The 26,829-nt window shown below is 64.2% G+C and carries 25 protein-coding genes, 1 tRNA gene and 2 pseudogenes; 17 read left to right on the top strand and 11 right to left on the bottom strand.

Annotated elements, in window-relative coordinates; translation table 11 throughout:
* The first annotated feature begins 9 nt into the window (after positions 1-9).
* The 3 genes from asnB (at position 10) to MTR64_RS09550 (ending at position 4,088) form a co-directional block, all read left to right on the top strand.
* Positions 10-1,929, top strand: a complete 1,920-nt coding sequence (gene asnB / locus MTR64_RS09560; RefSeq protein WP_243993195.1) for an asparagine synthase (glutamine-hydrolyzing) — start codon at positions 10-12, stop codon at positions 1,927-1,929.
* Positions 1,919-3,526 carry an FAD-dependent oxidoreductase gene (locus MTR64_RS09555; RefSeq protein WP_243993193.1) on the top strand — a complete coding sequence of 536 codons (1,608 nt, stop codon included), beginning with the start codon at positions 1,919-1,921 and terminating at the stop codon, positions 3,524-3,526. Before asnB ends, MTR64_RS09555 begins: the two co-directional genes overlap by 11 nt.
* A gap of 157 nt (positions 3,527-3,683) precedes the next feature.
* Positions 3,684-4,088 (top strand): DoxX family protein, encoded by a 405-nt coding sequence (locus MTR64_RS09550; RefSeq protein ID WP_243993191.1) that lies wholly within the window; start codon positions 3,684-3,686, stop codon positions 4,086-4,088.
* A gap of 80 nt (positions 4,089-4,168) precedes the next feature.
* Here MTR64_RS09550 and MTR64_RS09545 read toward each other — a convergent pair whose 3' ends face one another.
* Positions 4,169-5,929 carry a fatty acyl-AMP ligase gene (locus tag MTR64_RS09545; RefSeq protein WP_243993189.1) on the bottom strand — a complete coding sequence of 587 codons (1,761 nt, stop codon included), beginning with the start codon at positions 5,927-5,929 and terminating at the stop codon, positions 4,169-4,171.
* Positions 5,930-6,078: 149 nt separating this feature from the next.
* On the opposite strand from MTR64_RS09545, the gene MTR64_RS09540 reads away from it, so the two are divergent.
* Together MTR64_RS09540 and MTR64_RS09535 are read left to right on the top strand one after the other, a co-directional pair.
* Positions 6,079-6,624, top strand: coding sequence for a regulatory protein RecX (locus MTR64_RS09540; protein ID WP_243993187.1), 546 nt, complete (start codon positions 6,079-6,081; stop codon positions 6,622-6,624).
* Positions 6,625-7,113 (top strand): DUF192 domain-containing protein, encoded by a 489-nt coding sequence (locus MTR64_RS09535; RefSeq protein WP_419144933.1) that lies wholly within the window; start codon positions 6,625-6,627, stop codon positions 7,111-7,113.
* A 10-nt stretch (positions 7,114-7,123) separates the two neighbouring features.
* Here MTR64_RS09535 and MTR64_RS09530 read toward each other — a convergent pair whose 3' ends face one another.
* Positions 7,124-7,891 (bottom strand): YkgJ family cysteine cluster protein, encoded by a 768-nt coding sequence (locus tag MTR64_RS09530; protein WP_243993185.1) that lies wholly within the window; start codon positions 7,889-7,891, stop codon positions 7,124-7,126.
* Positions 7,892-8,056: 165 nt separating this feature from the next.
* Between MTR64_RS09530 and MTR64_RS09525 the strand changes: the two genes are divergently transcribed.
* A complete protein-coding gene (locus MTR64_RS09525) occupies positions 8,057-9,157 on the top strand; it encodes a PLP-dependent cysteine synthase family protein (protein ID WP_243993183.1) in 1,101 nt (366 codons plus the stop codon).
* A gap of 8 nt (positions 9,158-9,165) precedes the next feature.
* Here the strand turns inward: MTR64_RS09525 and MTR64_RS09520 are convergent, their stop codons facing one another.
* Positions 9,166-10,611 (bottom strand): MFS transporter, encoded by a 1,446-nt coding sequence (locus MTR64_RS09520; RefSeq protein WP_243993181.1) that lies wholly within the window; start codon positions 10,609-10,611, stop codon positions 9,166-9,168.
* 97 nt (positions 10,612-10,708) lie between these two features.
* On the opposite strand from MTR64_RS09520, the gene MTR64_RS09515 reads away from it, so the two are divergent.
* Both MTR64_RS09515 and MTR64_RS21465 read left to right on the top strand, forming a co-directional pair.
* Positions 10,709-11,110 (top strand): NADH:ubiquinone oxidoreductase subunit NDUFA12, encoded by a 402-nt coding sequence (locus MTR64_RS09515; protein WP_243993179.1) that lies wholly within the window; start codon positions 10,709-10,711, stop codon positions 11,108-11,110.
* A 50-nt stretch (positions 11,111-11,160) separates the two neighbouring features.
* Positions 11,161-11,541, top strand: a pseudogene (locus MTR64_RS21465) (DUF2155 domain-containing protein); the annotation flags it as partial.
* Positions 11,542-11,576: 35 nt separating this feature from the next.
* Here MTR64_RS21465 and aat read toward each other — a convergent pair.
* Positions 11,577-12,365 (bottom strand): leucyl/phenylalanyl-tRNA--protein transferase, encoded by a 789-nt coding sequence (gene aat / locus MTR64_RS09505; protein WP_243993177.1) that lies wholly within the window; start codon positions 12,363-12,365, stop codon positions 11,577-11,579.
* A gap of 119 nt (positions 12,366-12,484) precedes the next feature.
* Here aat and MTR64_RS09500 point away from each other — a divergent pair.
* From MTR64_RS09500 to MTR64_RS09465, 8 genes and pseudogenes are all read left to right on the top strand, one after another.
* Positions 12,485-12,560: transfer RNA gene (locus MTR64_RS09500), tRNA-Trp, on the top strand.
* 215 nt (positions 12,561-12,775) lie between these two features.
* A complete protein-coding gene (locus MTR64_RS09495; protein ID WP_243993175.1) occupies positions 12,776-14,287 on the top strand; it encodes a hypothetical protein in 1,512 nt (503 codons plus the stop codon).
* Between the two features lie 134 nt (positions 14,288-14,421).
* Positions 14,422-14,616, top strand: a complete 195-nt coding sequence (secE, locus tag MTR64_RS09490) for a preprotein translocase subunit SecE (RefSeq protein WP_243921963.1) — start codon at positions 14,422-14,424, stop codon at positions 14,614-14,616.
* A 32-nt stretch (positions 14,617-14,648) separates the two neighbouring features.
* Positions 14,649-15,185: a transcription termination/antitermination protein NusG gene (gene nusG / locus MTR64_RS09485; RefSeq protein WP_243993173.1), complete on the top strand. Its 537-nt coding sequence runs from the start codon at positions 14,649-14,651 to the stop codon at positions 15,183-15,185.
* 82 nt (positions 15,186-15,267) lie between these two features.
* A pseudogene (locus MTR64_RS09480) lies at positions 15,268-16,344 on the top strand (acyltransferase family protein).
* Between the two features lie 164 nt (positions 16,345-16,508).
* Positions 16,509-16,940, top strand: a complete 432-nt coding sequence (rplK, locus tag MTR64_RS09475; RefSeq protein ID WP_243993171.1) for a 50S ribosomal protein L11 — start codon at positions 16,509-16,511, stop codon at positions 16,938-16,940.
* Positions 16,941-16,944: 4 nt separating this feature from the next.
* Complete coding sequence (gene rplA / locus MTR64_RS09470; protein WP_243993169.1) at positions 16,945-17,646, top strand: 50S ribosomal protein L1; 702 nt, start codon at positions 16,945-16,947, stop codon at positions 17,644-17,646.
* Positions 17,647-17,832: 186 nt separating this feature from the next.
* Complete coding sequence (locus MTR64_RS09465) at positions 17,833-18,681, top strand: TauD/TfdA dioxygenase family protein (protein ID WP_243993167.1); 849 nt, start codon at positions 17,833-17,835, stop codon at positions 18,679-18,681.
* Positions 18,682-18,705: 24 nt separating this feature from the next.
* Here the strand turns inward: MTR64_RS09465 and MTR64_RS09460 are convergent, their stop codons facing one another.
* The 3 genes from MTR64_RS09460 to rimO all read right to left on the bottom strand — a co-directional run bounded on the left by MTR64_RS09460 (position 18,706) and on the right by rimO (position 21,815).
* Entirely contained in the window at positions 18,706-19,218 is a 513-nt protein-coding gene (locus MTR64_RS09460; RefSeq protein ID WP_243993165.1) for a hypothetical protein, read from the bottom strand.
* 34 nt (positions 19,219-19,252) lie between these two features.
* Positions 19,253-20,014 carry a competence/damage-inducible protein A gene (locus MTR64_RS09455; protein ID WP_243993163.1) on the bottom strand — a complete coding sequence of 254 codons (762 nt, stop codon included), beginning with the start codon at positions 20,012-20,014 and terminating at the stop codon, positions 19,253-19,255.
* Positions 20,015-20,432: 418 nt separating this feature from the next.
* Positions 20,433-21,815: a 30S ribosomal protein S12 methylthiotransferase RimO gene (rimO, locus tag MTR64_RS09450; RefSeq protein ID WP_243993162.1), complete on the bottom strand. Its 1,383-nt coding sequence runs from the start codon at positions 21,813-21,815 to the stop codon at positions 20,433-20,435.
* A 132-nt stretch (positions 21,816-21,947) separates the two neighbouring features.
* On the opposite strand from rimO, the gene MTR64_RS09445 reads away from it, so the two are divergent.
* Positions 21,948-22,340: a DUF1761 domain-containing protein gene (locus MTR64_RS09445; protein ID WP_243993160.1), complete on the top strand. Its 393-nt coding sequence runs from the start codon at positions 21,948-21,950 to the stop codon at positions 22,338-22,340.
* 3 nt (positions 22,341-22,343) lie between these two features.
* On the opposite strand, the gene MTR64_RS09440 is transcribed toward MTR64_RS09445, so the two are convergent.
* From MTR64_RS09440 to serS, 4 genes are read right to left on the bottom strand one after another with little or no spacing between them, the layout of a single operon-like run.
* Positions 22,344-23,375 (bottom strand): potassium channel family protein, encoded by a 1,032-nt coding sequence (locus tag MTR64_RS09440; RefSeq protein WP_243993158.1) that lies wholly within the window; start codon positions 23,373-23,375, stop codon positions 22,344-22,346.
* Positions 23,376-23,385: 10 nt separating this feature from the next.
* A complete protein-coding gene (locus MTR64_RS09435) occupies positions 23,386-24,654 on the bottom strand; it encodes a LysM peptidoglycan-binding domain-containing protein (RefSeq protein WP_243993156.1) in 1,269 nt (422 codons plus the stop codon).
* Positions 24,651-25,415, bottom strand: coding sequence for a 5'/3'-nucleotidase SurE (gene surE / locus MTR64_RS09430; RefSeq protein WP_243993154.1), 765 nt, complete (start codon positions 25,413-25,415; stop codon positions 24,651-24,653). The genes MTR64_RS09435 and surE overlap by 4 nt, the downstream gene beginning before the upstream one ends.
* A gap of 43 nt (positions 25,416-25,458) precedes the next feature.
* Positions 25,459-26,739 carry a serine--tRNA ligase gene (serS, locus tag MTR64_RS09425; protein WP_243993152.1) on the bottom strand — a complete coding sequence of 427 codons (1,281 nt, stop codon included), beginning with the start codon at positions 26,737-26,739 and terminating at the stop codon, positions 25,459-25,461.
* Between the last annotated feature and the right edge of the window lie 90 nt (positions 26,740-26,829).

Here is a 26,829-nt window from a genome sequence, read left to right as displayed (position 1 = left end):
GAGGGGCCCATGTGCGGCATAACCGGCTGGTACAGGCGCGGCGGCAGGCCGGTGCCGCGCGAGGCTATCGTGCGGGCCTGCCAGACTATCGTCCATCGCGGACCCGACGACGAAGGCATCCACATCGACGGTGATCTGGGGCTGGGCCACCGCCGCCTGTCGATCGTCGATCTGGAAGGCGGGCACCAGCCGATGTTCTCGGCCGACGGGCGCTGGGCCATCGTCTTCAACGGCGAGGTCTACAACTTCCCGGACCTGCGCGCGGAACTGGCCGACTGGGGCTGGAAGTTCTCTACTCACGGCGACACCGAGACGATCCTCGCCGCCTACGTGCGCTGGGGCGACGAGGCCTGGCCGAAGCTGGAGGGCATGTACGGCCTTGCCATCTGGGACGTGAAGGAGCGCCGTCTGGTGCTTGCGCGCGATCCGCTGGGGATCAAGCCGGTGTACTACACGCTGCAGCGGGGCGGGATCGCCTTCGGTTCGGAAATCCGCACCTTGCGGGCGATGTATTCGGCCGATGGCGGGGCGCTCGACTTCACCGTCTGCGAGCGCGGCGTGCATGATTTCTTCATGTTCGGGCACGTGCAGAAACCGCGCTCGATCTGGAACGAAGTGAAGACTCTACCTCCCGGTCACGTGCTCCACATCGGCCCGGAGGGTGAGCCCGACGTTCGCCAGTTCTGGCGCCCCCAATTCAAGGTCACCGAGGGCCTGTCCGAGGCCGAGTGGATCGAGCAGACGCAGACCTGGGTTTCGGAGACCACGAAGCGCCACATGCTGGCGGACGTGACGGTCGGTGCTTTCCTGTCGGGCGGCGTGGATTCGAGTGCGGTCGTCGCGGCCATGGCGGAGCATGCCATCGCGCCGGTCAAGGCCTTCACCATGGGCTTTCCGGGCACCTCGATCGACGAGACCGAGGCCGCCGCGCGCATTGCCATGCACCTTGGCTGCGAGCACATCACTCTGCCGCTCCAGCCGCAGGACGCCGGGATCATGCTGCCCGAAGTGCAGCGCAGCCATGACGAGCCCTGCGCCGCCACGGCCGCCGTGCCGGTGTGGCACCTTTCGAAACTCGCGGCCGAGCACGTGAAAGTCGTGCTCTGCGGCGAGGGCTCGGACGAAATCTTCGCCGGGTACAAGCGTCAGCGCACCGCACTGGCAGCGGCACGGACCGGGCCGCTGCTGCGGATGCTGGAGCCGGTTCTGGCCGCCATCGACCATGTGCCCGGCATGGGTAGCAAGCGGCTCAACTACCTGCGCCAGAATGCGCGGCGGTTCCGTCAGTCGGCGATGCTGGAGAACAATTACCAGCGCTTCTTCCAGGGCACGCAGATTTCCACCCCGTGGGTGCGCGAGGACCTGTACGAGCCCGGTTTCCATGCGCGGCAGGAAAGCGGTCATCCGTTTGCCGATCTGGAGCGCGAATATTTCGGGTGGAGCGGCGCGCGCGATCTCGATCCGCTTTCGCAGTTCATGCTGGCAGACCTGACCGTCCACATGCCCGCCTCGCTGCTTAACCGCACCGACCGGGGCTCCATGGCGCATTCGCTCGAGGCTCGGGTGCCGTTTCTCAGCCACAAGCTGGTCGACTGGGCGCTGACGATGCCCCGCGACATGAAGCTGCGCGGCAAGGTCGGCAAGTATGCCCTGCGCAAGGCAGTGGAGCCCTGGCTCTTCCCCGGCGCGCTGGACGAACGCAAGCTGGGGTTCCAGCTGCCCTTCGCCGAATGGTTCAGCGGCGGTTTCGCTTCGTTCGCGCAGGAGGCATGGATCTCCAGCGGCGCTTCGAAAAGCGGCTATCTGCGCGAGGACGCGGTGCATCAGTTGTTCACCGAACATGCCGCAGGCGTGGCCAATCACGGGCGCATCCTCTACGCGATCGCCATGTTCTCCTGCTGGTGGGACCAGACTTTCGATGCTCGTTGATCTCCAGAAAAGCCCCGAAGCCCTTGCCGGAAAGCAGTTCGACGTCTGCGTGATCGGCGCCGGCGCGGCGGGCGTGACGCTCGCGCGCGAACTGATGCGTGCGGGCCATCAGGTGTGCCTTGCCGAAAGCGGCGGCATGGATTTCGAGGAAAAGACGCAGGCGCTCTACGATGGGGCGAACATCGGCCACGACTACTACCCGCTGGAGGAATCGCGCCTGCGCTTCTTCGGCGGCACGGTGTCGATCTGGGGTGGGCGCTGCGCGCTGCTCGACGAGATTGACTTCGCCCGGCGCAGCTGGGTGCCGCATTCGGGCTGGCCGATCACGCGCGATGACGTCATGCCTTACTGGCGGCAGGCGCAGGACATCTTCGAAATCGGCCCGTTCGAGTGGGACGATGCCTACCGGCTCTGCGGCATTCCCGATCAGGGTTTCGATCCAGAAAAGCTGGCGACCGACCTCTGGCGCTTCGACGAGGCGACCGAACGTTTCGCGCAGGCGCGCACGAAGGACCTGATCGACGCGCCGAACCTGACGATCGTGCTTCACGCCAATGCCACGCAGGTGCAGGCGAGCGCCAATGGCGCCGAGATCGAGCATGTCGAGGTCAGGACGCTCACCGGCCAGTCGGCCCGGCTGAAGGCGAAGCACTATGTCCTCGCCTGCGGTGCGATCGAGAACGTGCGGCTGATGATGGCGTCCGACGATGTGATTGCAGGCGGCCTTGGCAATGCCCACGACCAGCTCGGACGCTTCTTCATGGAGCACCCCACCGGTCGCATCGGCAAGGTGGAGACTTCGCGCCCGTTCGACTTGTGGGCCGCCTACCAGAAGCGCTTCATGAAGTCCGGCCCGCCGCTGGCGCCGGTGCTGCGCCTGTCCGACGCGGTGCAGGAAGCCGAAGGGGCGATGAACTCGATCATCACCTTCAAGCTGCAGCGTCCGCCGGAAAAGGGCGTGGCGCTGGGCAACAAGCTCTACGGCACGATCAAACATTCGCTGAACCCGAACCGCACCGGCCGCACGCTCGATCACATCTACCGCGGCCTGCGCGGCTGGTTCCATCGCGCCGTGCGCGAGAAAGTGGAGGCGGCTATGGCCAATACCGACATGACCGGCCTCTACATGATCATCCGCGGCGAGCAGGCGCCCAACCCGGACAGCCGCATCGTCCTGTCAGACAAGCGCAACGCCCTTGGCGAACGGCAGGCGGACCTCGACTGGCAGCTCGATGGGCTCGACAAGCACACCGCCCGCGTCTTCGCCCGCGTGTTTGGCGAGGAACTGCAGCGCATGGGGCAGGGGCATGTGACGCCCACCGAATGGATCGCGGAGGCGGGCAACGACTGGCCGGTCGATCCCACCGTCGGCAACCACCCCATCGCCGGCTACCACCACATGGGCGGGACCCGCATGAGCGACGATCCGAAGGCGGGTGTGGTCGACGCGCATTGCCGGGTGCATGGTCTGGCCAACCTGCACGTGGCGGGCAGTTCGGTGTTCCCGACGGCGGGCTGGGCGAACCCGACCTTTACGCTTGTGGCGCTGGCCCTGCGGCTGGCCGAACGTCTGGATGGGGAACTAAAGGCGCGTTGAGGCGGAATTGCACAAAGTACATTTCAACAATGCTGAACATTTGAGATAATTTTATCTCACTATTTAGAATGATGTTCCTGGAGCAGTTTCTGACCTGTCGAGGCAAGGGGCCGCATGGTGCACTCCCGAAGGCCTCTCATCAGGAAAGGAATTCGTTATGACCACTGTTGCCCGTACCCAGTTTCCCGCCATTGCTGCCAATCTGGAAAAGTGGCTGCCTGTCGCAGGTCGCGTACTGATTGCCGCGATCTTCCTGCTCAGCGGCTTCTCCAAGATCGCCGATCCCGCGGGCTCGATCGCCTATATCCAGTCGGTAGGCTTGCCTCTGCCCGCTTTCGCTCTGGCCGGTGCCATTGCGGTGGAGATCGTGGGCAGCCTGCTTCTGATCGCGGGATATCGCGTGCGTGCCGTCGCTACCGTGATCGCGCTGTTCAGCGTCGCCACTGCCGTGTTCTTTCACAACAACCTGGCGGATCAGAACCAGTTTATCCACTTTTTCAAGAACATCGCGATTGCCGGTGGCCTGCTGCAGATCGCGGCTTTCGGTTCCGGCCGCGACTGATCTCCGTCCCACTTTCCCAAAAGAAACGGGCCGGAGAGCTTGCGCTCTCCGGCCCGCCTTTCGTCACCTCTCGATGCCGCTCAGGCGGCGAGCTTGAAGGGCTCGATCTCGCCCGAGAGGTAAAGCTTCTTGGCCTTGGCGCGGCTGAGCTTGCCAGAGCTGGTGCGCGGCAGACTCTTGGGCGGCACCAGTTCGACCACGCAGTTCATGCCGGTGATCGAACGAACCTTGTCGCGGATCTGGTCGCGCAGTTCGATGCGCTTGTCCGGATCGGATACGCGGCAGTGAACCAGCACGGCAGGCGTTTCCTCGCCGTTTTCCATCTCCACTGAGAACGCCGCGATGTCGCCGTGGTTGAAGCCGGGAAGCTGTTCCACGGCCCATTCGATATCCTGCGGCCAGTGGTTCTTGCCGTTGATGATGATCATGTCCTTGGCGCGGCCGACGATGAACAGGTAGCCGTCGGCCATGTAGCCCATGTCGCCGGTGTCCAGCCACCCATCGACCATGCATTCGGCGGTCGCTTCGGGATCGCGGAAGTAGGAGTGCATCACGCTGGTGCCGCGGCACCAGACCTTGCCGATCTTGTGATCGCCCAGCGTCTCGCCCTTTTCGCCGCGGATCACGACTTCCATGTCCTTCACCGGCTTGCCGCAATTGACGATGGCGCGGTAGCGGGCCGGGCGTGACAGATCGCGCGGGGAGCCGGAAAGGCGCTCTTCCTCGACCAGCTCGACACGGATGCCTTCGCCCGGGGGCATGATGGTGACCGCCAGCGTCGCTTCGGCAAGGCCGTAGCTCGGCAGGAACGCGGCGGCCTTGAAGCCGGCGTCGGCAAAGGCATTGACGAAGCTCTGCATCACGTCTGGCCGGATCATGTCCGCTCCGTTGCCCGCGATCCGCCAGCGCGAAAGGTCGAACCGGTCCGCCACGTTGCTCTGGCTGGAAATTCGCCGCGCGCAGATGTCATAGCCGAAGGTGGGCGAATAGGAGCACGAGTTGCCCGGATTGCGGCTGATCATGTCGAGCCAGGCGAGAGGGCGGCGGGCGAAGTCTTCGGTCTTGAGGTAGTCGGTAGAGACCTGGTTGGCGATCATCGACAGGAAGCAGCCGACAAGGCCCATGTCGTGATACCATGGCAGCCACGAGATGCAGCGGTCGCTCTCGGTGAACTGCATGCCATGGCTGTGCGCGGCGAGGTTGGCGAGCAATTGGCGGTGCGTCACGGCGACGCCGTGCGGGAAGCGGGTCGAACCGCTCGAATACTGCAGGTAACAGATGTCGTCCGGGCTGAGGACCGGCAATTCGCAGGGCGCCGTGTCCTTCGTCGCGAAGTCGGCCCAGATCGCATGACCGCAGCCTTGGCGCTCGGCAGCGGCCGATGTGAGTGCCGCGATTTCGTCCGGCCCGATCAGCATCATCGGGTCCGAGCTGGAAAGCTGGACGGCGAGTTGTTCGATATAGTTGTCCTTGCCGCCAAAGCTGGTCGGCAGCGGCAGTGGCACCGGCCATGCACCGGCATAGACCGTGGCGCAGAACAGCGCTGCAAAGTCCGGCCCGGTCTCGGCGATGAGCGCAATGCGGTCACCCGGCTTCACCCCGCGCGCGATCAGCGCATAGGCCACGGCCAGCGCATCCTCACGCAGTTCGCTGAAGGGGTAGGGACGCGTCAGCGTGCCGCGCGGATCATGGAAATTGAACCCGCGAAGGCCCTTCGCTGCGTAGTCGAGTGCCTCGCAGAAAGTGTCGAAATCGGCGAAACGGCGCGGCAGAGCGTCGTCGTTCGGCGTCGCTGCAAGTGCCTGTGCGGAGTTCGGCACCATGCTCACGGTGTCGGCCATCTGTATGTAACCCGTTGTTGTTATAACACTATTCTTGCGGAACCGGGGCTATTAACCGGTGCAATCTGAACCGGAGTTAGCCCATTCGGACCCGCATGATCCCACGCGCACTCCCCATTCTGAGCGGAGTGTGGCACGAATAGGGCAAGATGTCGGTCAAGCGTCGTAATCCACAGCCCCTGAATGGCCAGCGCCTGGAGGAACTGGCGCTGGCCTATGTCGCGCGTTTTGCCACGACGCAAGCCAGGTTGCATGGTTATCTCCAGCGCAAGATTCGGGAGCGGGGCTGGGACGGCGAGGGGCAACCGCCGGTCGAGGCGCTGGTCAGCCGCTATGCCGAACTGGGCTATGTCGACGATGCCGCGTGGGCGCGGATGAAGGCAGGCAGCCTGCTGCGGCGCGGCTATGGCGTGCGGCGCGTGGGCGAGGCATTGGGGCAAGCCGGGATCGAAGAAGGCTTGCGCGCGGAGACACGCCCTGGCGAGCGTGATCAGCGGCGTGCGGCGCTGGTCCTCGCGCGGCGGCGGCGGTTCGGGCCTTTCGCGATCGAGTCGCCGGACCGGGCGGCGCGGGAGAAGCAACTGGCAGCGATGTTGCGGGCGGGGCATTCGCTCGACATTGCGCGCCGGATTGTCGATGCGCCCGATCCCGGCGAGGCAGAAGAATGGGCCGAGTCGGCCTACGGAGACGATTGAGTGCGCCTGACCGGAATTTTTGTCGCTGCCCTGCTGCTAGGGACTGTCGCCTGTTCAGGCGATGCGCCCGAAGCCACCGCCAGCACCGCGGCGGCGCAGCCGGCTGTCCATCCCGTGTCCGGCCTGCCTGTGACCTCGCTCACGGTGGAATCGGGTGGCAAGGTGCACGCATTCCGTGTGGAAGTCGCGAAAACCGAGGCGGAACAGGCCAAGGGGCTGATGTTCCGTACCGCAATGGGCGCGGACGAAGGCATGATCTTTCCGGAAGACCCGCCGCGCAAGGCTGCGTTCTGGATGCGTAACACCGTGATCCCCCTCGACATCATCTTCGTCGGCACCGATCACCGCATCCTCAACATCGCGGCCAATGCCGTGCCTTATGACGAGACGCCGCTCCCGTCAGCGGGCGTGGCCAGCGCGGTGCTCGAACTGAATGGCGGCCGCGCGGAAGAGCTGGGTATCAAGCCCGGTGATTCCGTGCAGTGGTAGGCGACTACCCTCAAGGCTCGTCGGGGAACGAGCCGAGATAGTCGGCCCCCCGTTGCACGAGAGCGGCCTCGCACCCGGCTCCGGCAAGCATGGTCAGCGTTGAGCGGCGGTTGGTCGCTACCGTCCAGGGCTGCGGAGCAGGCGCGTTCTGGTTCGGGTTCGCATCGCGCACCGCGCGAAGAGCTTCCGCCAGTTTCTGCGGATCGAAAGTATGGACGGCAAATCCCTCGTTCGCGAAAGCCGCTGTGGATACGCCCAGCGCATGGCAGGCCATGGTGAGCACTGGCACGTCGTCGACGGCGGTTCGCCGGTGTTCGGCGACGATGTTCGCCGTTTCGGTATCGGCGATTTTCCCGTTGCGCTCCAGCACCGGAAACGCCGGCGCCCATGCCTCGGGCGGGCAAAGCCGGCTTGCGGGGTCGAGGCCGATGAAGGGCCTGCTTTCGAGCGGATAGATCCGGCAGATCCGGGGGCGTTGTTCATAGTTGCTGCAGCGCATGTCCGGTTGCAGGTTCGGGCAGGGGCCGATGTGATGAGCCACCGGAACCGCCGCGATGCGGAACGCGACTGAACCGCTCATTGCCGGGAACGAGCGATCGCGGTCGTACAGGACGCGCGCGTCCGCAGTGTCGGGTTCGCTGACCCACGGCAGGGCCTCGGTCAGCAACTGCACGGTGTGGCCGCGCCCGGCCCAGCCAATGGCTTCGTCCACGCTCAGCGTAAGCCGCAGGTTCTGGCAGCATTTGCCGCATTGTGTGCAGTCAAAGTGGATGGTCATGGCGCTCCCCCTCGAACAAATCATGCTTTGGCGCGAAGCCCTAGGTCCTGCCCCTAGGCGCGGCGCCTCTTGCCGGCAAGGCTCCGGCCATTGAACCCTTGCGGCATGCCTGCTTTTGAAATCGGCAGCTTGTAGGCTGCCTTGGCGCCTGCCAGAGATCGGGGCGTGCAGAACGTCCAGATTCCTGAGTCCGCCAACCCCTCCGTCCCATCGCCACGTGAATGGCTGGCGCGGGCGGTCGGTATCCTGTCGGCCGAACAGTCGCGCTCGGCCGACACGCATCTGATCCCGGTGCCGTTGGCGAATGCGCCGGGCATTGCGCTCTATCTCAAGGACGAATCGAGCCACCCGACCGGAAGCCTCAAGCACCGCCTAGCCCGCTCGATGTTCCTTTATGCCCTGTGCAATGGCTGGATCGGCCCGGACACCACGGTGATCGAGGCCTCGTCCGGTTCGACGGCCGTGTCGGAGGCCTATTTTGCCCGCCTGTTGGGGCTGCGTTATATTGCCGTCGTCCCTGCCACCACCGCCCGTGAGAAGCTGGCGCTGATCGAGGAGCAGGGCGCGCGATGCCACAAGGTCGACGATCCGCGCACCATGTATGCGGAAGCCGAGCGCCTCGCGGCCGAATGCGGCGGGCACTATCTCGACCAGTTCACCTATGCCGAGCGTGCCACCGACTGGCGCGGCACGAACAATATCGCGGTGTCCATCTTCCAGCAGATGCAAGGCGAGGACCATCCCGTTCCCCGCTGGATCGTGTGCGGCGCGGGCACAGGCGGCACGTCGGCAACGATCGGGCGCTATTTGCGTTATGGCCGCCACAAGACCGGACTGTGCGTGGCCGATCCGTCGGGATCTGTCTTCCACCGCCACTTCGCGGACCGCAGCGTGGTGCAGGTGCAGGGCACGGTCTCGCTGGTCGAGGGCATCGGCCGCCCGCGCGTCGAGCCGTCGTTCCTGCCCGATGTGGTGGACCGCATGATCGCGGTGCCCGACGCGGCGAGCTTTCATGCGGCGCGGCATCTCAGCCGCTATCTCGGGCGCAGCTGCGGCCCGTCCACCGGGACCAATCTGCACGCCTGCCTGCAGCTCATCGACGAGATGGCGGCGGCGGGCGAGGAGGGCTCGATCGTCACGCTGCTGTGCGATTGCGGCGACCGTTACCGCTCCACCTGCTACAGTGACGCCTGGCTGGAGGAAAAGGGCATGACCGCCGAGCCAGCCGATCCGCGCCTTGGCCGCTATCTGCCTCTGCCGGGCTGAACCTCCGCTCAGTCCTCGTGCCAGGACAGCGGGCGGGCGACGTGTTCCAGCGGCTTGCGCTCGTTGGCGAGACCGAACTTCCACGCGGCGGCCGCGGCAATGATCATCAGTACGGCGGCGAAGAGATAGCCGATCAGAACCTGCCCGCGCGATCCGCTCTCGATCAGCACGCCGAACAGCCACGGCGCCAGCACGCCGCCGATCCCGGTGCCCATGGCATAGAACAGCGCGATGGCCAGCGCGCGGATTTCGAGCGGAAAGCTTTCGGCTACCGTGAGGTAAGCGGATGAGGCTGCCGCCGAGGCGAAGAAGAACGTGCAACTCCAGCACAGCGTCTGCGTCGTCGCGTCGAGCATGCCCGGGTGGAACAGCAGTCCGGTCACGGCGAGCAGCACGCCGGAAACGCCATAGGTGAGCGTGATCATCTGGCGCCGGCCAACAGTGTCGAACAGGCGGCCCAGCAGCAGCGGTCCCAGCACGTTGCCCGCCGCGAACGGCAGAACGTACCAGCCCACATCCTTGGACGGCACGCCGTAGAAGTCGCTGAGCATCAGCGCGTAGGTGAAGAAGATCGCGTTATAGAGAAACGCCTGCGAGGCCATCAGCAGCAGGCCGAGCGCGGCGCGGTCCGGGTACGTGCGCAGCAGCGTCGCGAATACTTCGCCCAGCGGCGTCGAGCGCCGCGCCCTGAGGCGCACGGTCTGCTCCACCGGGGCGAGCGCGCGGCCGGAGGCGGTGATCCGCTGCTCGACGGCATCGACGATCGCCTCGGCCCTGTCCGCATGGCCGTGGGTGATCAGCCAGCGCGGGCTTTCGGGCAGGTGGCGGCGCAGGAAGATGATCGCGAGACCGGTCAGCGCTCCGAACAGGAAGGCGAAGCGCCAGCCACTGTCCACGTCCAGCACGGCCGGGTCGAGCACGATCACGGCCAGACTGCCCGCGATTGCCGCGCCGACCCAGTAGCTGCCGTTGATGACGAGATCGGTCCAGCCGCGATGGCGGGCGGGGATCAGCTCCTGAATGGCGGAATTGATCGCGCTGTATTCGCCGCCGATCCCGGCACCGGTTAGGAAGCGCATCAGTGCGAAACTGGGCAGGTCCCAGGTCAGCGCGGTGCCCGCCGTGGCTGTGAGGTAGAGCATCAGGGTGATCGTGAAGAGCTTCTTGCGGCCCATCCGGTCGGTCAGCCAGCCGAAGAACAGGGCGCCCAGCACGGCGCCGGCGAGATAGGCGCTGTTGGCAAGGCCCACGTCGGCGGCGGTGAAACGCAGCATCGGGCTTTCGCGCAGGGCCGGGGCCACCGAGCCCGACAGCGTCACCTCAAGGCCATCGAGAATCCAGGTGATTCCGAGAGCGACGACGACAAGCCAGTGAAAGCGCGTCCAGGGCAGGCGGTCGAGGCGGGCCGGCACGTCGGTTTCGACGATCGGGGCGGGGGAGCGCTCCTGATTCATGGTTCGCAGCCTATCGGTCCGGCCGCGGGGGATCAAATCAGCGCAAGTGCGTCAACACGCTTGCCTTGATGGGGGCAGAAGGGCTAACGCGCGGCTCATGGGAATCCTCGGCAAGATCTTCACCTGGTGGGACGGCGCCACCATCGGCACCTCGCTCTTCAGCGCCATGAACGGCGAGCACGTCGGCACCGACGCGCAGGGCAACAAGTACTATCGCTCGAACAAGGCGAAGACCGTCGAGGGTTACGGCAAGCGCTGGGTGATCTACGCCGGCGCTAACGATGCCAGCAATGTGCCGGCCGAATGGCACGGCTGGCTGCATCATTCCTATGACGAAGTGCCGGAAAGCCATCTGGCGCCGCCGCGTATCTGGGAAGCCGATTACACCCCCAATGCCACCGGCACCGTGAAGGCCTACCGTCCGCAGGGCGCGCTGGAGCGTGGCGGCCACCGCGCGCCGGCCACGGGCGATTACGAAGCCTGGTCACCGGAAGCCTGAGGCCCGGTCCCGTGAAACGGGCCGCAGTTTACCTGCCGCTTTTTGCCTCGATGTCGCTGCTGGCGGCGTGCGGGGGTGGTGAACCCAAGCCGGAAGATCAGGAAACCACTGTTCCTGATGCCATCTCGGGCATGCAGGCGGGCAAGGCGCAGGCCGAGCAGGGTCAGCACATAGGCACGCCCAACAAGGATCGCGTGGTCACGCTCGGCGTCCTCAACAAGCGCAACAACCTGACCCAGGATCTGGTGATGAAGCCGGGCGATTCAAAGCGCCTGGGCAATCTTGTGGTCAAGGTCGCCACTTGCGAGAAGACAATGCCCTGGGAGCACCCGGCGGAAGAGGGCGCTTTCGTGCAGGTCTTCGTGGAAGAGCGGGCTACAGCCAAGGACAAGCTGGCGTGGCACAAGGTGTTCTCTGGCTGGCTGTTCAAGAATTCGCCTGGCCTGAATGTCGTCGAGCACCCGGTCTATGACGTCTGGGTCAAGGCTTGCGCGATGAATTTCCCGGGCGAGGGCGCCAGTCCGGCTGAGGCGGCTTCCTCGAGCAGCAGGCCGAAGGCATCGGGCAGTGTCAGCACATCGCCTGTCCCGTCCGCCACACCGGCTCCAGAGCCGGAAGCGGCCCCTGAGGCAGATGCCGGCGCCGACTGAGCGGCTTGCAGCAGTTCGACGTATCGCCGCTGTGGCATCTCCACCGCGCCCAGCGAGGCGAGGTGTTCCGTCATGAACTGGCAGTCGAGCAGCACCGCGCCGCCCCGGTGCAAGGCGGCGACGAGCCACGCCAGCGCTACCTTTGAGGCATCGGGCACCCGACTGAACATGCTCTCGCCGCAGAAGACGCGGTCGAAACCGACGCCGTAGAGGCCACCCACCAGCTGCTTGTCCCTACCATCCGGTGCGTCCTGCCAGCACTCTATGGAATGCGCGCCGCCAAGCCTGTGCAGGTTCTCGTAGCTCGCCTGGATGCGGTGGCTGATCCAGCTGCGGCTGCCGTCATCGTCCGCCTCGTCGCCGGCCTGCGGCGGGCGGGGAGCGGCACAGGCATCCATGACCGCGCTGAAGGCCGTGTTGCAGGTCACCGTGAACCGGCCGCGCCGCAGCGTGCGGGCCAGCGAGTGCGAGAGATGGAAGCCGTCGAGCGGAAGGATCGCGCGCAGGCGCGGTTCCACCCAGAACACTTCCGGGTCATCGCGGTTGTCCGCCATCGGGAATATCCCGCTGCGATAGGCCAGCATGAGGAGGTCTGGGTCGATCATGTCCGGGGATCGCGGCGCGTGCATGGTCTCTTCGTAGCAAAAGGATCAGGGCACGAATATCTTGTTGGCGCGCACTTGTAATCCTCCGCGTCTCCCTTTAGAGGCGCCGCACTGCCTGCAGGAGTGTAGCTCAGTTGGTAGAGCATCGGTCTCCAAAACCGAGGGCCGCGGGTTCGAATCCTGCCACTCCTGCCAGTATTTCCCGAAATTCACGCTGTTGCCGCCGACCGGGCTGGCGAATCGCGGCCGGGAACGTGCCTATTTGCGGCGGGCAGCGAACCCTGTAGCGTGCGCGCTGCTTGCCAATTGCCCGGGGGCGGCTAGGAGGGCGGCGTTCCGGCGATTCGCGCGGGAGGCCCGCGGAAGCGTCCGGCCCGGTGACGGCGTAACGAGGAAAGATTCGGTCGTAGATGCACGGAACGGCGCAGCCTGAGGCGAGCGAAACCGGCGACGCCTATCGCAGGAAACGGCATGGGGCGCTCTGGCTCGGGCTGATCCTCTCGATTCTCGCATCCCTGCCAGCGCTCGTGGCCTGGGCACCACAGATGACCGATTACCCGTCGCATCTGGCCGGCTACAAGGTCATGCTCGATCACGGCAGCGACCCCTGGCTGACGTACTATTTCCTGCACAACTGGGAGTGGACCGGCAATCTTGGCGCGGAACTGCTGATGGTGCCGCTCGCGTCGATTTTCGGGCTGGAGCAGGCCGGACGGCTGATTGTCGCGGCAATTCCCTTCCTCACCGGCCTGTCGGTCATGGCGGTGGCCTGGAGCCTTCGCAAAAACATTGGGGTGGGCGCGATCCTCGCGTTCGCGATGATCTGGTCGCCGTCGTTCCTGATGGGTTTCCTCAATTTCTCGCTCTCGCTGGCGATGGCGCTGTTCGCCTTTGCGCTGTGGGTCCGCATGGAGCGCTCGCCCTGGCGGCACGTGGTCTTCGTGCCTTTCTCCTTTGCGGTCTGGCTCTGCCACGTTTCGGGCTGGGGCATCATGGGCGTGCTGGTGTTCGGCTATGAATGGACCAGGCGCCGCAGCTGGCTGGACTGGATTCCCTTTACCAAGCCCTGGCCGCTGATCTTTCCGCTGGTGCCGATGCTGGCGGGCATGGGGGCCAATTCCAAGGTGTCCTACGGCCGCTGGGGAGTGCTCGAATACAAGTGGCAGATCCTCTACAAGGCGATGCGCAGCTACGATCAGGTGTTCGACATCACCAGCCTGTGTCTGGTGGTGGCTGTGATCGCCTTTGCGCTGTTTTCGAAGCGGTTCGACATGCGTGCGGGCTGGGCCGCGCTGCTGCTGCTGATCCTCACCCTGATTGTGCCGCGTCAGATCTTCGGCGGAGATTATGCCGATTACCGCCTCAGTACGACTGCGCTGCTGGTAGCCTGCCTCGCGATCGACTGGCCGGTGCCGCGCTGGGGCATGGTGCTGGCCGGGCTGCTGTTCACCTCGCGAATCGCGGTGACGACAGTGGTTTGGCATCAGGACGCGCAAACCGCGAGCCAGATGATCAAGGCGATGGATCATGTGCCCGAAGGTGCACGGGTGGCCACGGCGGTCGCGATTCCGCGCTCGCAGTGGAAGTTCGGACCGTTCGAGCATTTCGGCAGCTATGCCGTGGTCCGGCGCAGTGCGATGGAGAATTCCAACTTCGCGCTGCCTGACGTGCACATGCTGGCGATGCGCGAAACCCGCTACCGGTTCAACGATCCGACACAGCGGATCCTGTTCTCTTCGAATCAGCGGATCGACCTGAGGAAGTTCAAGCCGGCCCGCCACGCGGACTATCTCTGGTTCATAGGCGACGTCCATCCGGTGGCCGTGCCCGATGGTGCGCGGATCGTGTTCAGCACGCCCAACTCGTTCCTGGCGCGGCTGCCCGATGCGGTGGACCTTGCAAATCCTGCAGACGGAAGCTAAATCCCCCATCTCTTCCGACATGAGGATCTGATTTGCCCCTCCCGGCCACGGCCGGGGCGGCGATGTCCCCTAGGCGGAAGCGACGAGACATTTTTTGCTTAGGCAATCAGGCAAGAGACACGAGAGCGAACGATATGGCCAAGATCAATCCCGGCGAATTCATGCGCCAGGTCCAGTCGGAAGCGCGCAAGATCTACTGGCCCTCGCGCCAGGAAACGGTGACCACCGCGATCTTCGTCGGCATCATGACGGTGCTGCTCGCCGTGTTCTTCCTTGGTATCGACGCACTGTTCGGCTGGATCGTCAGCTCGCTGCTGTCGCTCCTGTAATTGCCTGAACCAGATAGACTGAAGAGAGATCCATGGCCCGCTGGTACATCATCCACGCCTATTCCGGTTTCGAGAACAAGGTGAAGGAAGCGATCCTGTCCGAAGCCGAACGGATGGGGCTGTCGCAGCTCGTCGAGGACGTGCAGGTTCCCGCCGAGACCATCACCGAAGTGAAGCGCGGCAAGAAGGTTCAGGTCGAGCGCAAGACCATGCCCGGCTACGTGCTCGCCAAGCTGAACATGAACGATGACATCTATCACCTCGTGAAGAACACGCCGAAGGTGACGGGCTTCCTCGGCGCCAGCGGCAAGCCGCAGGCGATCAGCGAATCGGAAGCCGCGCGCTACTTCGGTGCCGCCGAGGCGGCCGCTGCTGCTCCGCGCCATCAGGTCAGCATCGATTACGAGATCGGCGATCAGGTCAAGGTGCTCGACGGTCCCTTCGCCAGCTTCAACGGCGTGGTCGAGGAGCTCGATTTCGACAAGAACCGCGTCAAGGTTTCGGTTTCGATCTTCGGCCGGGCTACGCCGGTCGAGCTCGATTTCGAACACGTCGAACTCAGCAAGTAATCGTTACCGCAGGTGCCCGGCCTTTGGGCCGGGTTATGCGGGTTAATGTTAAAATTACTGGGATGCGATAGTCGTCCGCCGCATGACGGAGACTATCGCTGAGCAGAAGGCCTTTGGGCACGAGCCGATCCAGCGTCTGACCCAGCTTGATGGGCTGCGTGGCTTGGCTGCTTGCGGGGTTGCCTTCCTTTACCATCCCCAATCGCTGTTCACCGGCCCGGCACTTGTCGGTGCACCGGGCGCGCTGATCTGGTTCCAGACATGGGGCTGGACGCTGGTGGACCTGTTTTTCCTGATTTCCGGCTACGTCTTTGCGCATGTCTATCTGCACGGGACCGGCCTGACACGTGACAAGCTCGCCAGCTTTGCTGTTGCGCGCGTGGGTCGACTCTATCCGCTGCACCTGGCGACGTTGCTTGCATCTGCCATTCTGTTCTGGGCAGCCCCATCAAATACCGTGCTGGCATTCGCCGCGCACCTGCTGATGCTGCAGGCGTTTGTTCAGCCAGTCAGCCACACGTTCAATGGACCGGCCTGGTCGATCTAGGTGGAAGCGGTCTGTTACCTGCTGTTCGCGATGGCCGCCGTGTGCGGTCCACGCGTGCTCCGCTGGGTGACAGGCGTCGCCATCGCTATCGCACTGGCACACTTCATCGTGCAGGGGCGTCCGGGCGGACCCTGGGTTGGCGACGGTGTCCCACGCGGGTTGTTCGGGTTCTTTTTCGGACAGTTGCTCTGGCACTTGCGTGTCCGTCTCGCCCGGACGGCGACTCTTCTTCTGGGCTGCTTCTTCGTTTTCGGGCTGGCGCTCGACATGGGAGCAATGAGTTCGCTTTTGCCTCTGTGCCTCTATGCCTGGCCCGCGCTTTTGCTTCTCACCCTGCGCGCATCCTGGATGGGCTGCGCGCCGATGCGCTGGCTGGGCGACCGCAGTTACGCGATCTACCTTGTACACTACCCGATGCTTGTCCTGGTCGAAAGTCTTTGGCCGCCGTTCGACAGCGGCATGGCCACTGTCTGGGCGGTCACGGCCGCATTCGCTGCTGCGGTGCTGCTGGTTTCCGACGTGAGCTACCGTCATCTTGAAATGCCCGCGCGCCGTGCGATCAAGGCGGCGTGGGAGCGTCGTGAGCGAACGACTACGCCGCTTGCGGCATAACGCTTCCCTTTTCTTCCGATTTCGGTTAGGGGCGCGCCCTTCGGACCAGCCATCAGATTCGACGGCAGGGCCGATTCTGTGCGGGAGGGCGTTTCGGCGCCTGTCTGACCGCTTAACATGAGCTTCTGCTCCGGCGGAAGCGACAGTGTGAAAGGAGGCCTCTCATGGCCAAGAAAATTGAAGGCTATATCAAGCTGCAGGTGCCTGCCGGCGCAGCCAACCCGTCGCCGCCGATCGGTCCGGCTCTGGGTCAGCGCGGCGTGAACATCATGGAATTCTGCAAGGCGTTCAATGCCGCCACGCAGGAGATGGAAAAGGGCATGCCGATCCCGACCATCATCACGGTCTATGCGGATCGCAGCTTCACCTTCGTCACCAAGACTCCGCCCGCTACCTTCCTCATCAAGAAGGCCGCCAACCTCAAGTCCGGCTCGAAGGAGCCCGGCAAGGTTTCGGCCGGAAAGATCGCGCGTTCGAAGCTCGCTGAAATCGCGCAGGTGAAGATGGCCGACCTCAATGCCAACGACATCGAGGCCGCAACGAAGATCATCGAAGGCTCCGCTCGCGCGATGGGCCTCGAAGTGGTGGAGGGCTGATAGAATGGCCAAGGTGACCAAGAAGCAGAAGTCGCTGACCGAAAAGCTGGGCGACAACATGAAGCTCTATGGTGTGAACGAGGCGCTCACCGCGCTGCGTGACCTCAAGACCACCAAGTTCGACGAAACCATCGAGATCGCGATGAACCTGGGCGTCGACCCGCGTCACGCCGACCAGATGGTCCGTGGCATGGTTTCGCTCCCGGCCGGTACCGGCAAGACCGTCCGCGTCGCCGTGTTCGCCAAGGGTGACAAGGCTGAGGCCGCTCTTGCCGCTGGTGCCGACAAGGTGGGCGCCGAGGACCTGATGCAGGACATGCAGGATGGCAACCTCGACTACGACCGCGTCATCGCCACCCCGGACATGATGGGCGTCGTCGGCCGTCTGGGCAAGCTGCTGGGTCCCAAGGGCCTGATGCCGAACCCGAAGCTGGGCACCGTCACTCCGAACGTGGAACAGGCCGTGAAGGACGCCAAGGGCGGCCAGATCGAATTCCGCGTCGAGAAGCAGGGCATCATCCACGCCGGTATCGGCAAGATGTCGTTCTCTGACGCTGATCTGAAGACCAACTTCGACGCGTTCGTCGATGCGATCGTCAAGGCCAAGCCGTCGGGCGCCAAGGGCAAGTACGTCAAGAAGATCTCGCTGTCTTCGTCGATGGGCCCGGGCCTCAAGATCGACACGACGGAAGTCGCCGGCGCCTGATCCTTTCAGGGCCGAACTAACAGAAAGGGCCGGGAGGGAAACCTCCCGGCCCTTTTCTTTTGTGCCTGCGCCAACCGCAACCGGCTGTGGACGGGGGCATTTCATTCGCCATTTACCTGCGGGCGAATCCTCTGTATCAGCGCGCTGTACACCTGTTCAGCAAAAGATGTCGGGAGAAGCCGTAACATGGCAATTCACTTTGAAAACATTAAGGAATGTATCGGATCTCGGGTCTCGTGGGATGATCGTGCGGATATCTTTACTCCGGAAGCTGCCAAGGCGATTCGCGAGAAGGTGGCGGAGCGCACGGTGCTCGTCTTCCCCGAGCTCAATCTCACCGATGAGGAGCAGCTCGCGATTACCAACGCGATCGGGCCCAAGGTTCGGCTGACCAACACCACCAACGTCCAGTCCAACGACGAGGACGTCTATCAGGTCACGCTCGACGAGAAGATCAACCCGCAGCCTGAATACGTGCTGGGGACCTTCTTCTGGCACATGGACGGTATCACCGTGGACATGCCGCCGCCGTTTGCGACGCTGCTTTCCTGCCGTATTGCTCCGGCCATTGGCGGTGAGACCGAATTCGCCAGCACTTATGCCGCCTATGAAGGCCTGCCCGAGGAAGAGAAGCAGGCGCTGGAAGGGCTGAAGGCGGTGCATTCGGTGCGCGCCAGCCTTTCGCCGATCGCCGATGCCATCCCGGAAAAGCACCGCGAGCGTGTGCTGGGAATTGGCCTCGTCAAGGAGCATCCGCTGGTCTGGACGCATGAGGACGGACGCAAGTCGATGGTGATCGGCACTACCGCCGACCATATCGTCGGCATGGACGTTCCCGCCGGCCGCGCGATGCTGGTGCGGCTGGCTGAATGGGCGGCGCAGCCGGCCTATTCGCTGCGCCACAAGTGGAAGCAGGGCGATTTCGTGATCTGGGACAACACGGGTGCAATGCACCGTGCGGTTCCTTATGCCAAATCCACCGGCCGCATGATGCACCGGACCTCGATCGCCGGAAGCGAGGCCGTGGCCGCCTGATGTCCGATCTTGCCGGGGGCTGGCTCAGCTGCCGGCGAGGTTCGCGGTGGTGTAGCACTCGATGAGATAGGCGAGGGGCTTGCCGTCGGGCAGGATTAACATCGCGCGGTGGGTGGAGATCGTCCCTTCGGGGCAGTGCTCTGCCTGTCCGCGCACCGTTTCCAGCGGCTGGCGGCGGAAATGGAGCGGTGCCACTACTTTACCGAACGGGATGTCGCTGGCTTGCAGGGCTGTGCGCATGTCTGGTGTCAGGCGGTCCGGAACGAACCAGTTCCAGGCCCTCGAAAGCACTGCCTGCCCGCAGCGCAGTTCGACGTGGCGCATCGCGACCGCTTCGTCTGCAGCAATCTGCAGCCGGTCGCTGACGTCCCGCTCCGGCTGATCTTGCCCCGCTTCCACGCTGTGCGCTGTCACGCGAGCAGGATTGGCCATGCCGCGGGCAGCACACCATTCCTCCAGTGCCAGCGTGGCGCTCTCGTGACGGCGAAGCGTGGCTTCGAAAGCCTCTATGGTAGGGTGCACGGTCTGATCGGTCACGGAGCTGGCCACAGCAACGATCGGAGGCAGCAAATCAGATTCCCCCCGCGATCGGCGGCTTGCCCAACACTTCCAAGCCCCGCACCAGCGCGCGGGTGCAGGCGGCGAGATCCTCCGCGCTGACGGAACGGATTACGAAATTCGCGCCGGTCTTCCCCTCTGCCCAGAACGGGTAGGAGCCGATCTGGCAGGTTTCGAAGGACTTCTCGGTCTCGCGCAGCAGGTCTGCGACTTCGCTTTCTCCTACCCAGCAGCCGACGGTTTCCGACAGTAGCGCCGCGCCGCCTTCAAGCTGGCCAGAGAGCGCATCGAGCATTCCGGCGGTAATGCTGGGCACGCCAGCCATGATGAATACGTTGCCGCAGCGGATGCCCGGCGCGCCGGTATAGCGGTTGGGAATCAGGCTTGCCCCTTCCGGCGTGCGAGCCATGCGCAGGCGGGCATCGGTGAGGCCGCCGCGTGTTTCGTAGTACCCTTCGAGGATCGCGCGCGCTTCGGGGTGAACAACGACCGGGACGCCCAATGCCTCGGCAATGGCATCGACGGTGATGTCATCATGAGTGGGGCCAATGCCGCCGGTGGTGAAGAGGTAGTCATTGCGTGTGCGCAGTATGTTCACTGCTTCTATGATGGCCGGCGTGTCATCGGCCACGACGCGTACTTCCCTGAGGCGGATGCCCTGGACCTGCAACCAGGCGGCGACCTGGGAGATATTCTTGTCATGGGTGCGGCCGGAAAGGATTTCATCGCCGATCACGACGAGGGCGGCAGTGTAGATTCGCGAAGGATTGGCCATGGCGTCTGGCTAGTCCAAATGATCCGCCGGGACCAGAGAGGGAATGCGAAGCCAGCCGCCGCAATCTGGGCTGCACAAAAAAAAGGCCGGTCCGAAGACCAGCCCTATGAAAGTTTTTGGGAGAGGATGCCTGAAAGGCCTGATCCTTATGCTCCAGAGGCCGTTGTGCTGCAAATGCGAAAAGGTTCAGCACGATTGCGTGTCATGCAACTATGACATTCCGCCGCAGGTGCGCGTTCGAATCGGCGGAAATCGGGCAAAAAAAAGGCCGGTCCGAAGACCAGCCTTATGAAAGTTTTTGGGAGAGGATGCCTGAAAGGCCCTTTCCGTATGAGCCTAGATCCTGATTCCCGCAAATGCGAAAACTTTTTCTGAAGTTGCATAATTTGCAATAAAAACATCGTGTGTTCGATGGCGGTCAGCGCTGCACGGCTACCCCGTACAGGTCATGCTCGTCGGCATCTTCGATTGAAACGTCAATAATATCACCAACTTGCAGGTTATTTCCGACGTTGCGCAGGAAGACATTGCCGTCGATTTCCGGGGCGTCGGCCTGCGAGCGTCCGGTTGCACCAATGTCGCCATCCTCGTCGGCGTCGCCCACTTCGTCGATGATGACGGGCAGGGTGCGGCCGATCTTTGCTGCCAGCTTGGCCGCGCTGATCGCGGCGGTCCTTTCCATGATCCGGGCGTAGCGCTCTTCCTTGACCTCTTCGGGCACGGCGCCGGGCAGATCGTTCGCGGAGGCGCCTTCGACGGGTTCGAAGCGGAATGCGCCCACGCGATCAAGCTGGGCTTCGTCCAGCCAATCGAGAAGGTACTGGAAGTCCGCCTCGGTCTCGCCGGGAAAGCCGACGACGAAGCTGGAGCGGATAGCGATGTCCGGGCAGATTGCGCGCCAGGAACGCAGCCGTTCGAGCACCTTGGCTTCGTTGGCCGGGCGCTTCATCGCCTTGAGGACCGAAGGCGCCGCGTGCTGGAAGGGAATGTCGAGGTAAGGCGTCAGCAGCCCTTCGGCCATGAGCGGGATTACCGCGTCGACGTGCGGATAGGGATAGACGTAGTGCAGCCGCACCCAGGGCCTGCGCCCTTGCGCGTCGCTCAACTGGCCCAGTTCGCGGGCCAGGTCGGTCATGTGGGTGCGGACCGGGCGATCCTTCCACATGCGCTCCTCGTGCTTCACATCGACGCCATAGGCCGAGGTGTCCTGGCTGATCACCAGCAGTTCGCGGGTCCCGGCCTGCACCAGCTTTTCGGCCTCGCGCAGCACCGCGTCGATGCGGCGGCTGACGAGCTTTCCGCGCAGCGAGGGGATGATGCAGAACGAGCAGGCGTGGTTGCAGCCTTCAGAAATCTTCAGATAGCTGTAGTGGCGCGGCGTGAGCTTTACCCCGGCCTCGTCGTAAGCCTGTGGGATCAGGTCCACGTAAGGCGATAATTCTGGCGGTGCGGCATCGTGCACGGCCTCGACAACGGCCTCGTACTGGTGTGCGCCGGTGACCGCGAGGACCTGAGGGAACTTGGCGCGGATCACTTCGGCCTCGTTGCCCATGCAGCCGGTGACGATCACCCGGCCGTTTTCGGCGATTGCTTCGCCGATCGCGGCAAGGCTTTCTTCCTTGGCGGAATCGAGGAAGCCGCACGTGTTCACGAGCACGACATCGGCTCCGGCGTAGTCCGGGCTCATGGAGTAGCCGTCCGCGCGCAGGCGGGTCAGGATACGTTCGGAATCGACAAGCGCTTTGGGGCAGCCGAGGCTGACCATGCCGACCTTGGGCGGGGAGGGGATTTCTGTGGCCATGGGATGGCGCGCCCGATACGCTGATTGTGCGCCGGAGTCACGAGAAAGCGCGTTTGCGGCGCCGACCATGCTCTTGCTCCCGCTCCCGGGGCTTGCAAGAACACGCGATCAAGGAATGGGGGGAGAGGCGTAATGGGTCCTGTGAACTGGCTGGCGGTGTTCCTGGCTGCAGCGCTGGCTGTGGCGATCGGGCTGGTATGGAACGGGCCGTTGTTTCGCACCGGACGGCAGCTGCTGCCCGGCAACGATGAGCGCGGTGGCAACTATATTCTGGTGGCGCTCATCTTCCTGATTGGCTCGGTGATGCTCGGGCACAACTTTGCGCGGATCGGCGCGGAGACTCTGTCGGTCAAGCCGTGGCTCTACTTCATGCAGTCCGGCGGGATCGCCATCGCATTCATCGTTCCTGCCGTCTGGCTCACGCACCTGCGCAACCGCTCGGAACCGATGCGCCGCGTGGTCGATTGCCTGTTCTGGCTGGTCGCCTATCTCGCCATGGGGCTGGTGTTCTGGGCGCTGAGTTGACGATCAGGCGGGCAGGGTCGCCGTGATTTCGACGATCACGTCCCCGGCTTCCAGCACGTGGGATTCGGCTTCCCAGAAGCCGATGGCTCTTTCCCCGCGATAGATCCTGAGGCCTTTCCCGCTCCGGATGCTTTCCAGCGGCAGCCCGATTTCGCTGGCCGCAACCGGCCGTTCGACAAGCTGCACCCGCCCCGTCACCGAAGCGAGGTCTGACAGGTATTCGGAGATGTGCCGGCCTTCGGCCGATCCGGCGAGCAGCAGGCCGGTGAATCGTACCGGATTGATGACGTTGTTGGCGCCGGCCTGCCGGGCTAGCAATTCGTTGTCGTCGGCGCGCACGACAGCGGTGATCGGCACATCCGGCGCGACATGGCGCGCAGTCAGGATGATCAGGATCGTCGTATCGTCGCGCCCGGCCGATACAAGGATCGACTGTGCCCGGCTGATGCGAACGGCTTCCAGCGTCTCATCGCGCGTCGCGTCGCCTTCCATGACATTGCATCCCGCCTGTTCGGCCAGGGCCAGTCGCTGCGGGCTGGGATCGATGACGACGATACTGGCGGGATCCGTTCCGCGCGCGATCAGTTCGGCCACGGCTTCCGAGCCGCTGACGCCATAACCGAGGACGACGACATGGCCGGCCAGGTGTTCCTGGATGCGTTTCATACGCCAGGTCTCCCAACTGCGCTTGATGATGAAATTGTAGGCGGTGCCGACAAAGATGTAGATCACGGCAAGCCTGATGGGGGTAACGATGACGGCTTCGATCAGACGGGACTTGTCACTGACCGGGGCAATGTCGCCAAAGCCGGTCGTGGTGATCGAGATCATCGTGAAATAGACGACATCCAGGAAGCTGATGACGCCGTCGTGCGTGTCCTTGAGCCCATCCCGGTCGATCCAGTGGACCATGACCACCACGAACACCAGCGCCAGCGCAGCGCCGAGCCTGAGCGCCACATCTGCCCAGACAGGGACGGCGAGCGCACGGCGCAGGGGCTTGAACAGGGCTGGCGGGGTCCGCTTCCTCGGCATTGCGCCGTGCTTAGGGGGCCTTGGGCAACTCGTCCAGCGGATCGACGGGGCTGCCGTCCTGACGCACTTCGAAGTGCAGTTCGCTGCCCTTGGCAAGGCCAGTGCTGCCGACAAGGCCGATTCGCTCGCCCGCGGCGACCTTGGCGCCTTCCTTCACGGTGACGCGGCTGAGGAAACCGTAGGCGGTGTACCAGCCGTCACCGTGGTCGATGACGACAAGGTTGCCGAACTGGTCCTTTTCCTTGCCTGCGAATTTGACCGTACCGGCTGCAGCGGCGCGGACCATGGTGCCTGCTGCGGCCTGGATATCCAGCCCGTCGTGGTAATTGGCGCCGGTGGCGTAACCACGCCGGACCGGACCGCTGACGGGCCAGCCAAAGCGGGGCGCTTTCGCAGGCGCCGGCGTCGCGGCCGGCTCTGCCGGTACCGCACTTGGCGTGGGAGCCGGATTCAGCTTCGAAACGCCCGTCTGTGGCGGATTGAGCAAAGTGGGGATCAGCAGGCTCTCGCCTGACTTCAGCGGAGCGTCGGGATCAAGGTTGTTGGCCGTTGCGATCTGTTCCCATGGCACGCCGTACTTCATGGCCAGCGAAAACCCGGTGTCGCCTGCCGCGACTGCGTGATGGCGCGTGCGCGGGAGCCGGAGCTTCTGGCCCGCCTTCACGATATAGGGCGGTTCCAGTCCGTTGGCTTCGGCGATCAGCACACGCGGCACCTTGGCGCGTACCGCGATACCGCCCAGCGTTTCACCGGGTTGTACAATGTGGACGGTCTCTTCCGCAGGGGACACGGCGCTGGCAGGTGCTGCAGGCTGACGGGCTTCGGCCACGCGCGAGGCTGTCTGCACTGGCACCGCGCCCGGAATTTGGAGCTTCTGGCCGATCCTGACGACAAAGGGAGCCTTCAGGCCGTTGGCCTGCGCCAATGCCGTGGACGATACGCCTGCGTGGCTGGCAATGCCGCTCAGGGTTTCGCCGGGCCGGACAACGTGAAAGCCCGCGCTGTCTGCCGACGGCGCTGTGGCGGCAGGCTTTGTGGTCCTGCCGCGCGGGATCGCCAGTTTCTGGCCGGCGCGCACTACGAAGGGTGCCGCAAGGCCGTTGGCCCTGGCGATTTCCCCGGCCGAAACACCGGCGCGGTTGGCGATACCGTTCAGCGTTTCACCGGATTGGACGACGTGGACGGTTTCCTGATCCGGCGACGCAGCAAGCACCGGAACGGCCGTGGCGGAAAACAGCGTGACGAATGTGGCGGCAGTCGAAAGGCGGATGTGCTTCATGACCGGTAGAGATTTGCCAGCGAGCCCAGCGAGCTCTCGTGAGTGAGATCGATCTGCAACGGTGTCACAGAAACAAAGTTCCCCGCGATCGCTTCGAGATCGGTATCGCTGCCCGGGGTATGCTCGATCCCGTGCAAGCCAAACCAGTAATAGGGAAATCCGCGCGGGTCCGTTCCTTCCACGACCGATCCACGCGCATAGTCGTGAAAGCCTTGCCGGACCACACGAACGCCCTGCACCTCGCTGCCAGCGACGGGCGGGAAGTTGACGTTGACCAGCGTGCGCGGGGGGAAGGGGTGGTCCAGCAGCGGTTTCAGGACTTTCGCGCCCCACTGCTCCGCCGCGGAGAAATCCACCGCATTTCCGACACCCTCTCTGGCGTAGACCTGACTGAGTGCAATCGCCCGGATGCCTGCCAGGGCCCCCTCGAATGCGGCGGAGACCGTGCCCGAATAGGTCACGTCGTCACCGAGGTTGGCGCCACGGTTGACGCCCGACAGGATCAGGTCCGGCGGTGCAGGCAGGATCTTCTTGAGCGCCATCGTCACGGAATCGGTGGGCGTGCCCGTCACCGAAAAGCGCCTCTCTGCGTGCTGGCGCATCCGCACCGGCCGGGTCAGCGTGAGCGAGTGCCCCGCACCCGACTGCTCCTCGCTCGGCGCGCAGATCCAGATGTCGTCAGATAGCTGGGCTGCGATCTTTTCCAGAACGTAAAGGCCCGGCGCGTTGATGCCGTCGTCGTTGGTGAGGAGGATGCGCATGGATCGGGCCTTTGATGCAAATAGTAATGGGGCGGCGGGCTGGTTAGCGGAGTGGCTCCAGCTTCTCGATCCCACCCATCCACGGCTTGAGCGCTTCGGGCACGAGGACCGAGCCGTCTTCCTGCTGGTAGTTTTCCAGCACGGCCACCAGCGTGCGGCCGACCGCGAGGCCCGAGCCGTTGAGCGTGTGCACGAACTCGGTCTTCTTGCTGCCTTCGGGCTTGAAGCGGGCGTCCATGCGGCGGCCCTGATAGTCGCCGCAGTTGGAGATCGAGCTGATCTCGCGGTAGGCGCCCTGGCCGGGAAGCCAGACTTCGAGGTCGAAGGTCTTGCGCGCGGTGGCACCCATGTCGCCCGCGCAGAGCAGGACCTTGCGATAAGGCAGTTCCAGCGCCTGCAGGATCGATTCCGCCGCGGCGACCATGCGCTCGTGCTCGGCCTCGCTCTCTTTCGGCTTGCAGACGGTGACCAGTTCGACCTTTTCGAACTGGTGCTGACGGATGAACCCGCGCGTATCGCGCCCCGCCGCGCCCGCTTCGGAGCGGAAGCAGGGGGTGAGCGCGGTCATGCGCAGGGGCAGCGCGGAGGGTTCGAGGATCTGTTCGCGCACTGCGTTTGTCAGGCTGACTTCGGCGGTGGGGATCAGCCAGCGCCCGTCGGTGGTCTGGAACAGGTCTTCCGCAAACTTGGGAAGCTGCCCTGTACCGAACACCGCATCGTCCTTCACCAGCAGCGGCACAATGCATTCCATGTAGCCGTTGGTGGCCGTCTGGGTGTCCAGCATGAACTGTGCGAGCGCCCGGTGCAGACGCGCCATCTGGCCCTTGAGAAAGGTGAAGCGCGCGCCCGACAGCAGCGCGCCGGTCTCAAAATCGAGGCCGAGGGCAGGGCCGAGGTCGGCATGTTCCTTTGGTGTGAAGGCAAAGGTGCCGGGCGTGCCCCATTTGCTCACTTCAAGGTTCTGGGTCTCGTCCTCGCCGTCCGGCACTTCATCGACCGGGATGTTCGGGAGGCGTGCCAGTTCGTCCTGCAGTCTGGCGGAAAGTTCCTTCTCCTCGGCTTCGAGAGCGGGGAGCGTTTCCTTGAGCTGCGCGACTTCGGCCTTCAGCGCTTCGGCGGTGTCCTTGTCGCCCTGGCCCATGGCCTTGCCGATCGCCTTGGAGGCCTCGTTGCGGCGGTTTTGCCCCTCCTGCATGCGCGTCGCGACGGCGCGGCGCTGCTCGTCGAGCGCAAGGATGGCATCGGCCACGGGGGCAACCCCACGGCGGGCTAGGCCGGCATCGAAAGCAGCCGGGTTTTCGCGGATCAGGCGGATATCATGCATGGTCCAGCGCCTATGCCGCCTTGGCGTGGCAGCCGCAAGACGGCGTGCTTGTGGTTTTTTGCATTATGCGGGAGACTTTCGGCCAGGGAT

It is taken from the genome of Novosphingobium album (ex Hu et al. 2023), from assembly GCF_022832385.1.
Lineage (GTDB): Bacteria > Pseudomonadota > Alphaproteobacteria > Sphingomonadales > Sphingomonadaceae > Novosphingobium > Novosphingobium album.
Note: the sequence above shows the minus strand (reverse complement) of the source record. Positions and strands in the feature narration are given on the sequence as shown.

Coding starts and splice junctions, on each gene's coding strand:
- MTR64_RS09515 (WP_243993179.1), top strand. CDS start 10,709: ATGGGAATCCTCGGCAAGATCTTCACCTGGTGGGACGGCGCCACCATC.
- MTR64_RS09545 (WP_243993189.1), bottom strand. CDS start 5,929: ATGGCCGACACCGTGAGCATGGTGCCGAACTCCGCACAGGCACTTGCA.
- MTR64_RS09465 (WP_243993167.1), top strand. CDS start 17,833: ATGGCAATTCACTTTGAAAACATTAAGGAATGTATCGGATCTCGGGTC.
- MTR64_RS09455 (WP_243993163.1), bottom strand. CDS start 20,014: ATGGCCAATCCTTCGCGAATCTACACTGCCGCCCTCGTCGTGATCGGC.
- MTR64_RS09540 (WP_243993187.1), top strand. CDS start 6,079: ATGTCGGTCAAGCGTCGTAATCCACAGCCCCTGAATGGCCAGCGCCTG.
- rimO (WP_243993162.1), bottom strand. CDS start 21,815: ATGGCCACAGAAATCCCCTCCCCGCCCAAGGTCGGCATGGTCAGCCTC.
- MTR64_RS09530 (WP_243993185.1), bottom strand. CDS start 7,891: ATGACCATCCACTTTGACTGCACACAATGCGGCAAATGCTGCCAGAAC.
- secE (WP_243921963.1), top strand. CDS start 14,422: ATGGCCAAGATCAATCCCGGCGAATTCATGCGCCAGGTCCAGTCGGAA.
- rplA (WP_243993169.1), top strand. CDS start 16,945: ATGGCCAAGGTGACCAAGAAGCAGAAGTCGCTGACCGAAAAGCTGGGC.
- nusG (WP_243993173.1), top strand. CDS start 14,649: ATGGCCCGCTGGTACATCATCCACGCCTATTCCGGTTTCGAGAACAAG.
- MTR64_RS09555 (WP_243993193.1), top strand. CDS start 1,919: ATGCTCGTTGATCTCCAGAAAAGCCCCGAAGCCCTTGCCGGAAAGCAG.
- aat (WP_243993177.1), bottom strand. CDS start 12,365: ATGATCGACCCAGACCTCCTCATGCTGGCCTATCGCAGCGGGATATTC.
- rplK (WP_243993171.1), top strand. CDS start 16,509: ATGGCCAAGAAAATTGAAGGCTATATCAAGCTGCAGGTGCCTGCCGGC.
- serS (WP_243993152.1), bottom strand. CDS start 26,739: ATGCATGATATCCGCCTGATCCGCGAAAACCCGGCTGCTTTCGATGCC.
- MTR64_RS09440 (WP_243993158.1), bottom strand. CDS start 23,375: ATGCCGAGGAAGCGGACCCCGCCAGCCCTGTTCAAGCCCCTGCGCCGT.
- MTR64_RS09495 (WP_243993175.1), top strand. CDS start 12,776: ATGCACGGAACGGCGCAGCCTGAGGCGAGCGAAACCGGCGACGCCTAT.
- asnB (WP_243993195.1), top strand. CDS start 10: ATGTGCGGCATAACCGGCTGGTACAGGCGCGGCGGCAGGCCGGTGCCG.
- MTR64_RS09435 (WP_243993156.1), bottom strand. CDS start 24,654: ATGAAGCACATCCGCCTTTCGACTGCCGCCACATTCGTCACGCTGTTT.
- MTR64_RS09445 (WP_243993160.1), top strand. CDS start 21,948: ATGGGTCCTGTGAACTGGCTGGCGGTGTTCCTGGCTGCAGCGCTGGCT.
- MTR64_RS09550 (WP_243993191.1), top strand. CDS start 3,684: ATGACCACTGTTGCCCGTACCCAGTTTCCCGCCATTGCTGCCAATCTG.
- surE (WP_243993154.1), bottom strand. CDS start 25,415: ATGCGCATCCTCCTCACCAACGACGACGGCATCAACGCGCCGGGCCTT.
- MTR64_RS09520 (WP_243993181.1), bottom strand. CDS start 10,611: ATGAATCAGGAGCGCTCCCCCGCCCCGATCGTCGAAACCGACGTGCCG.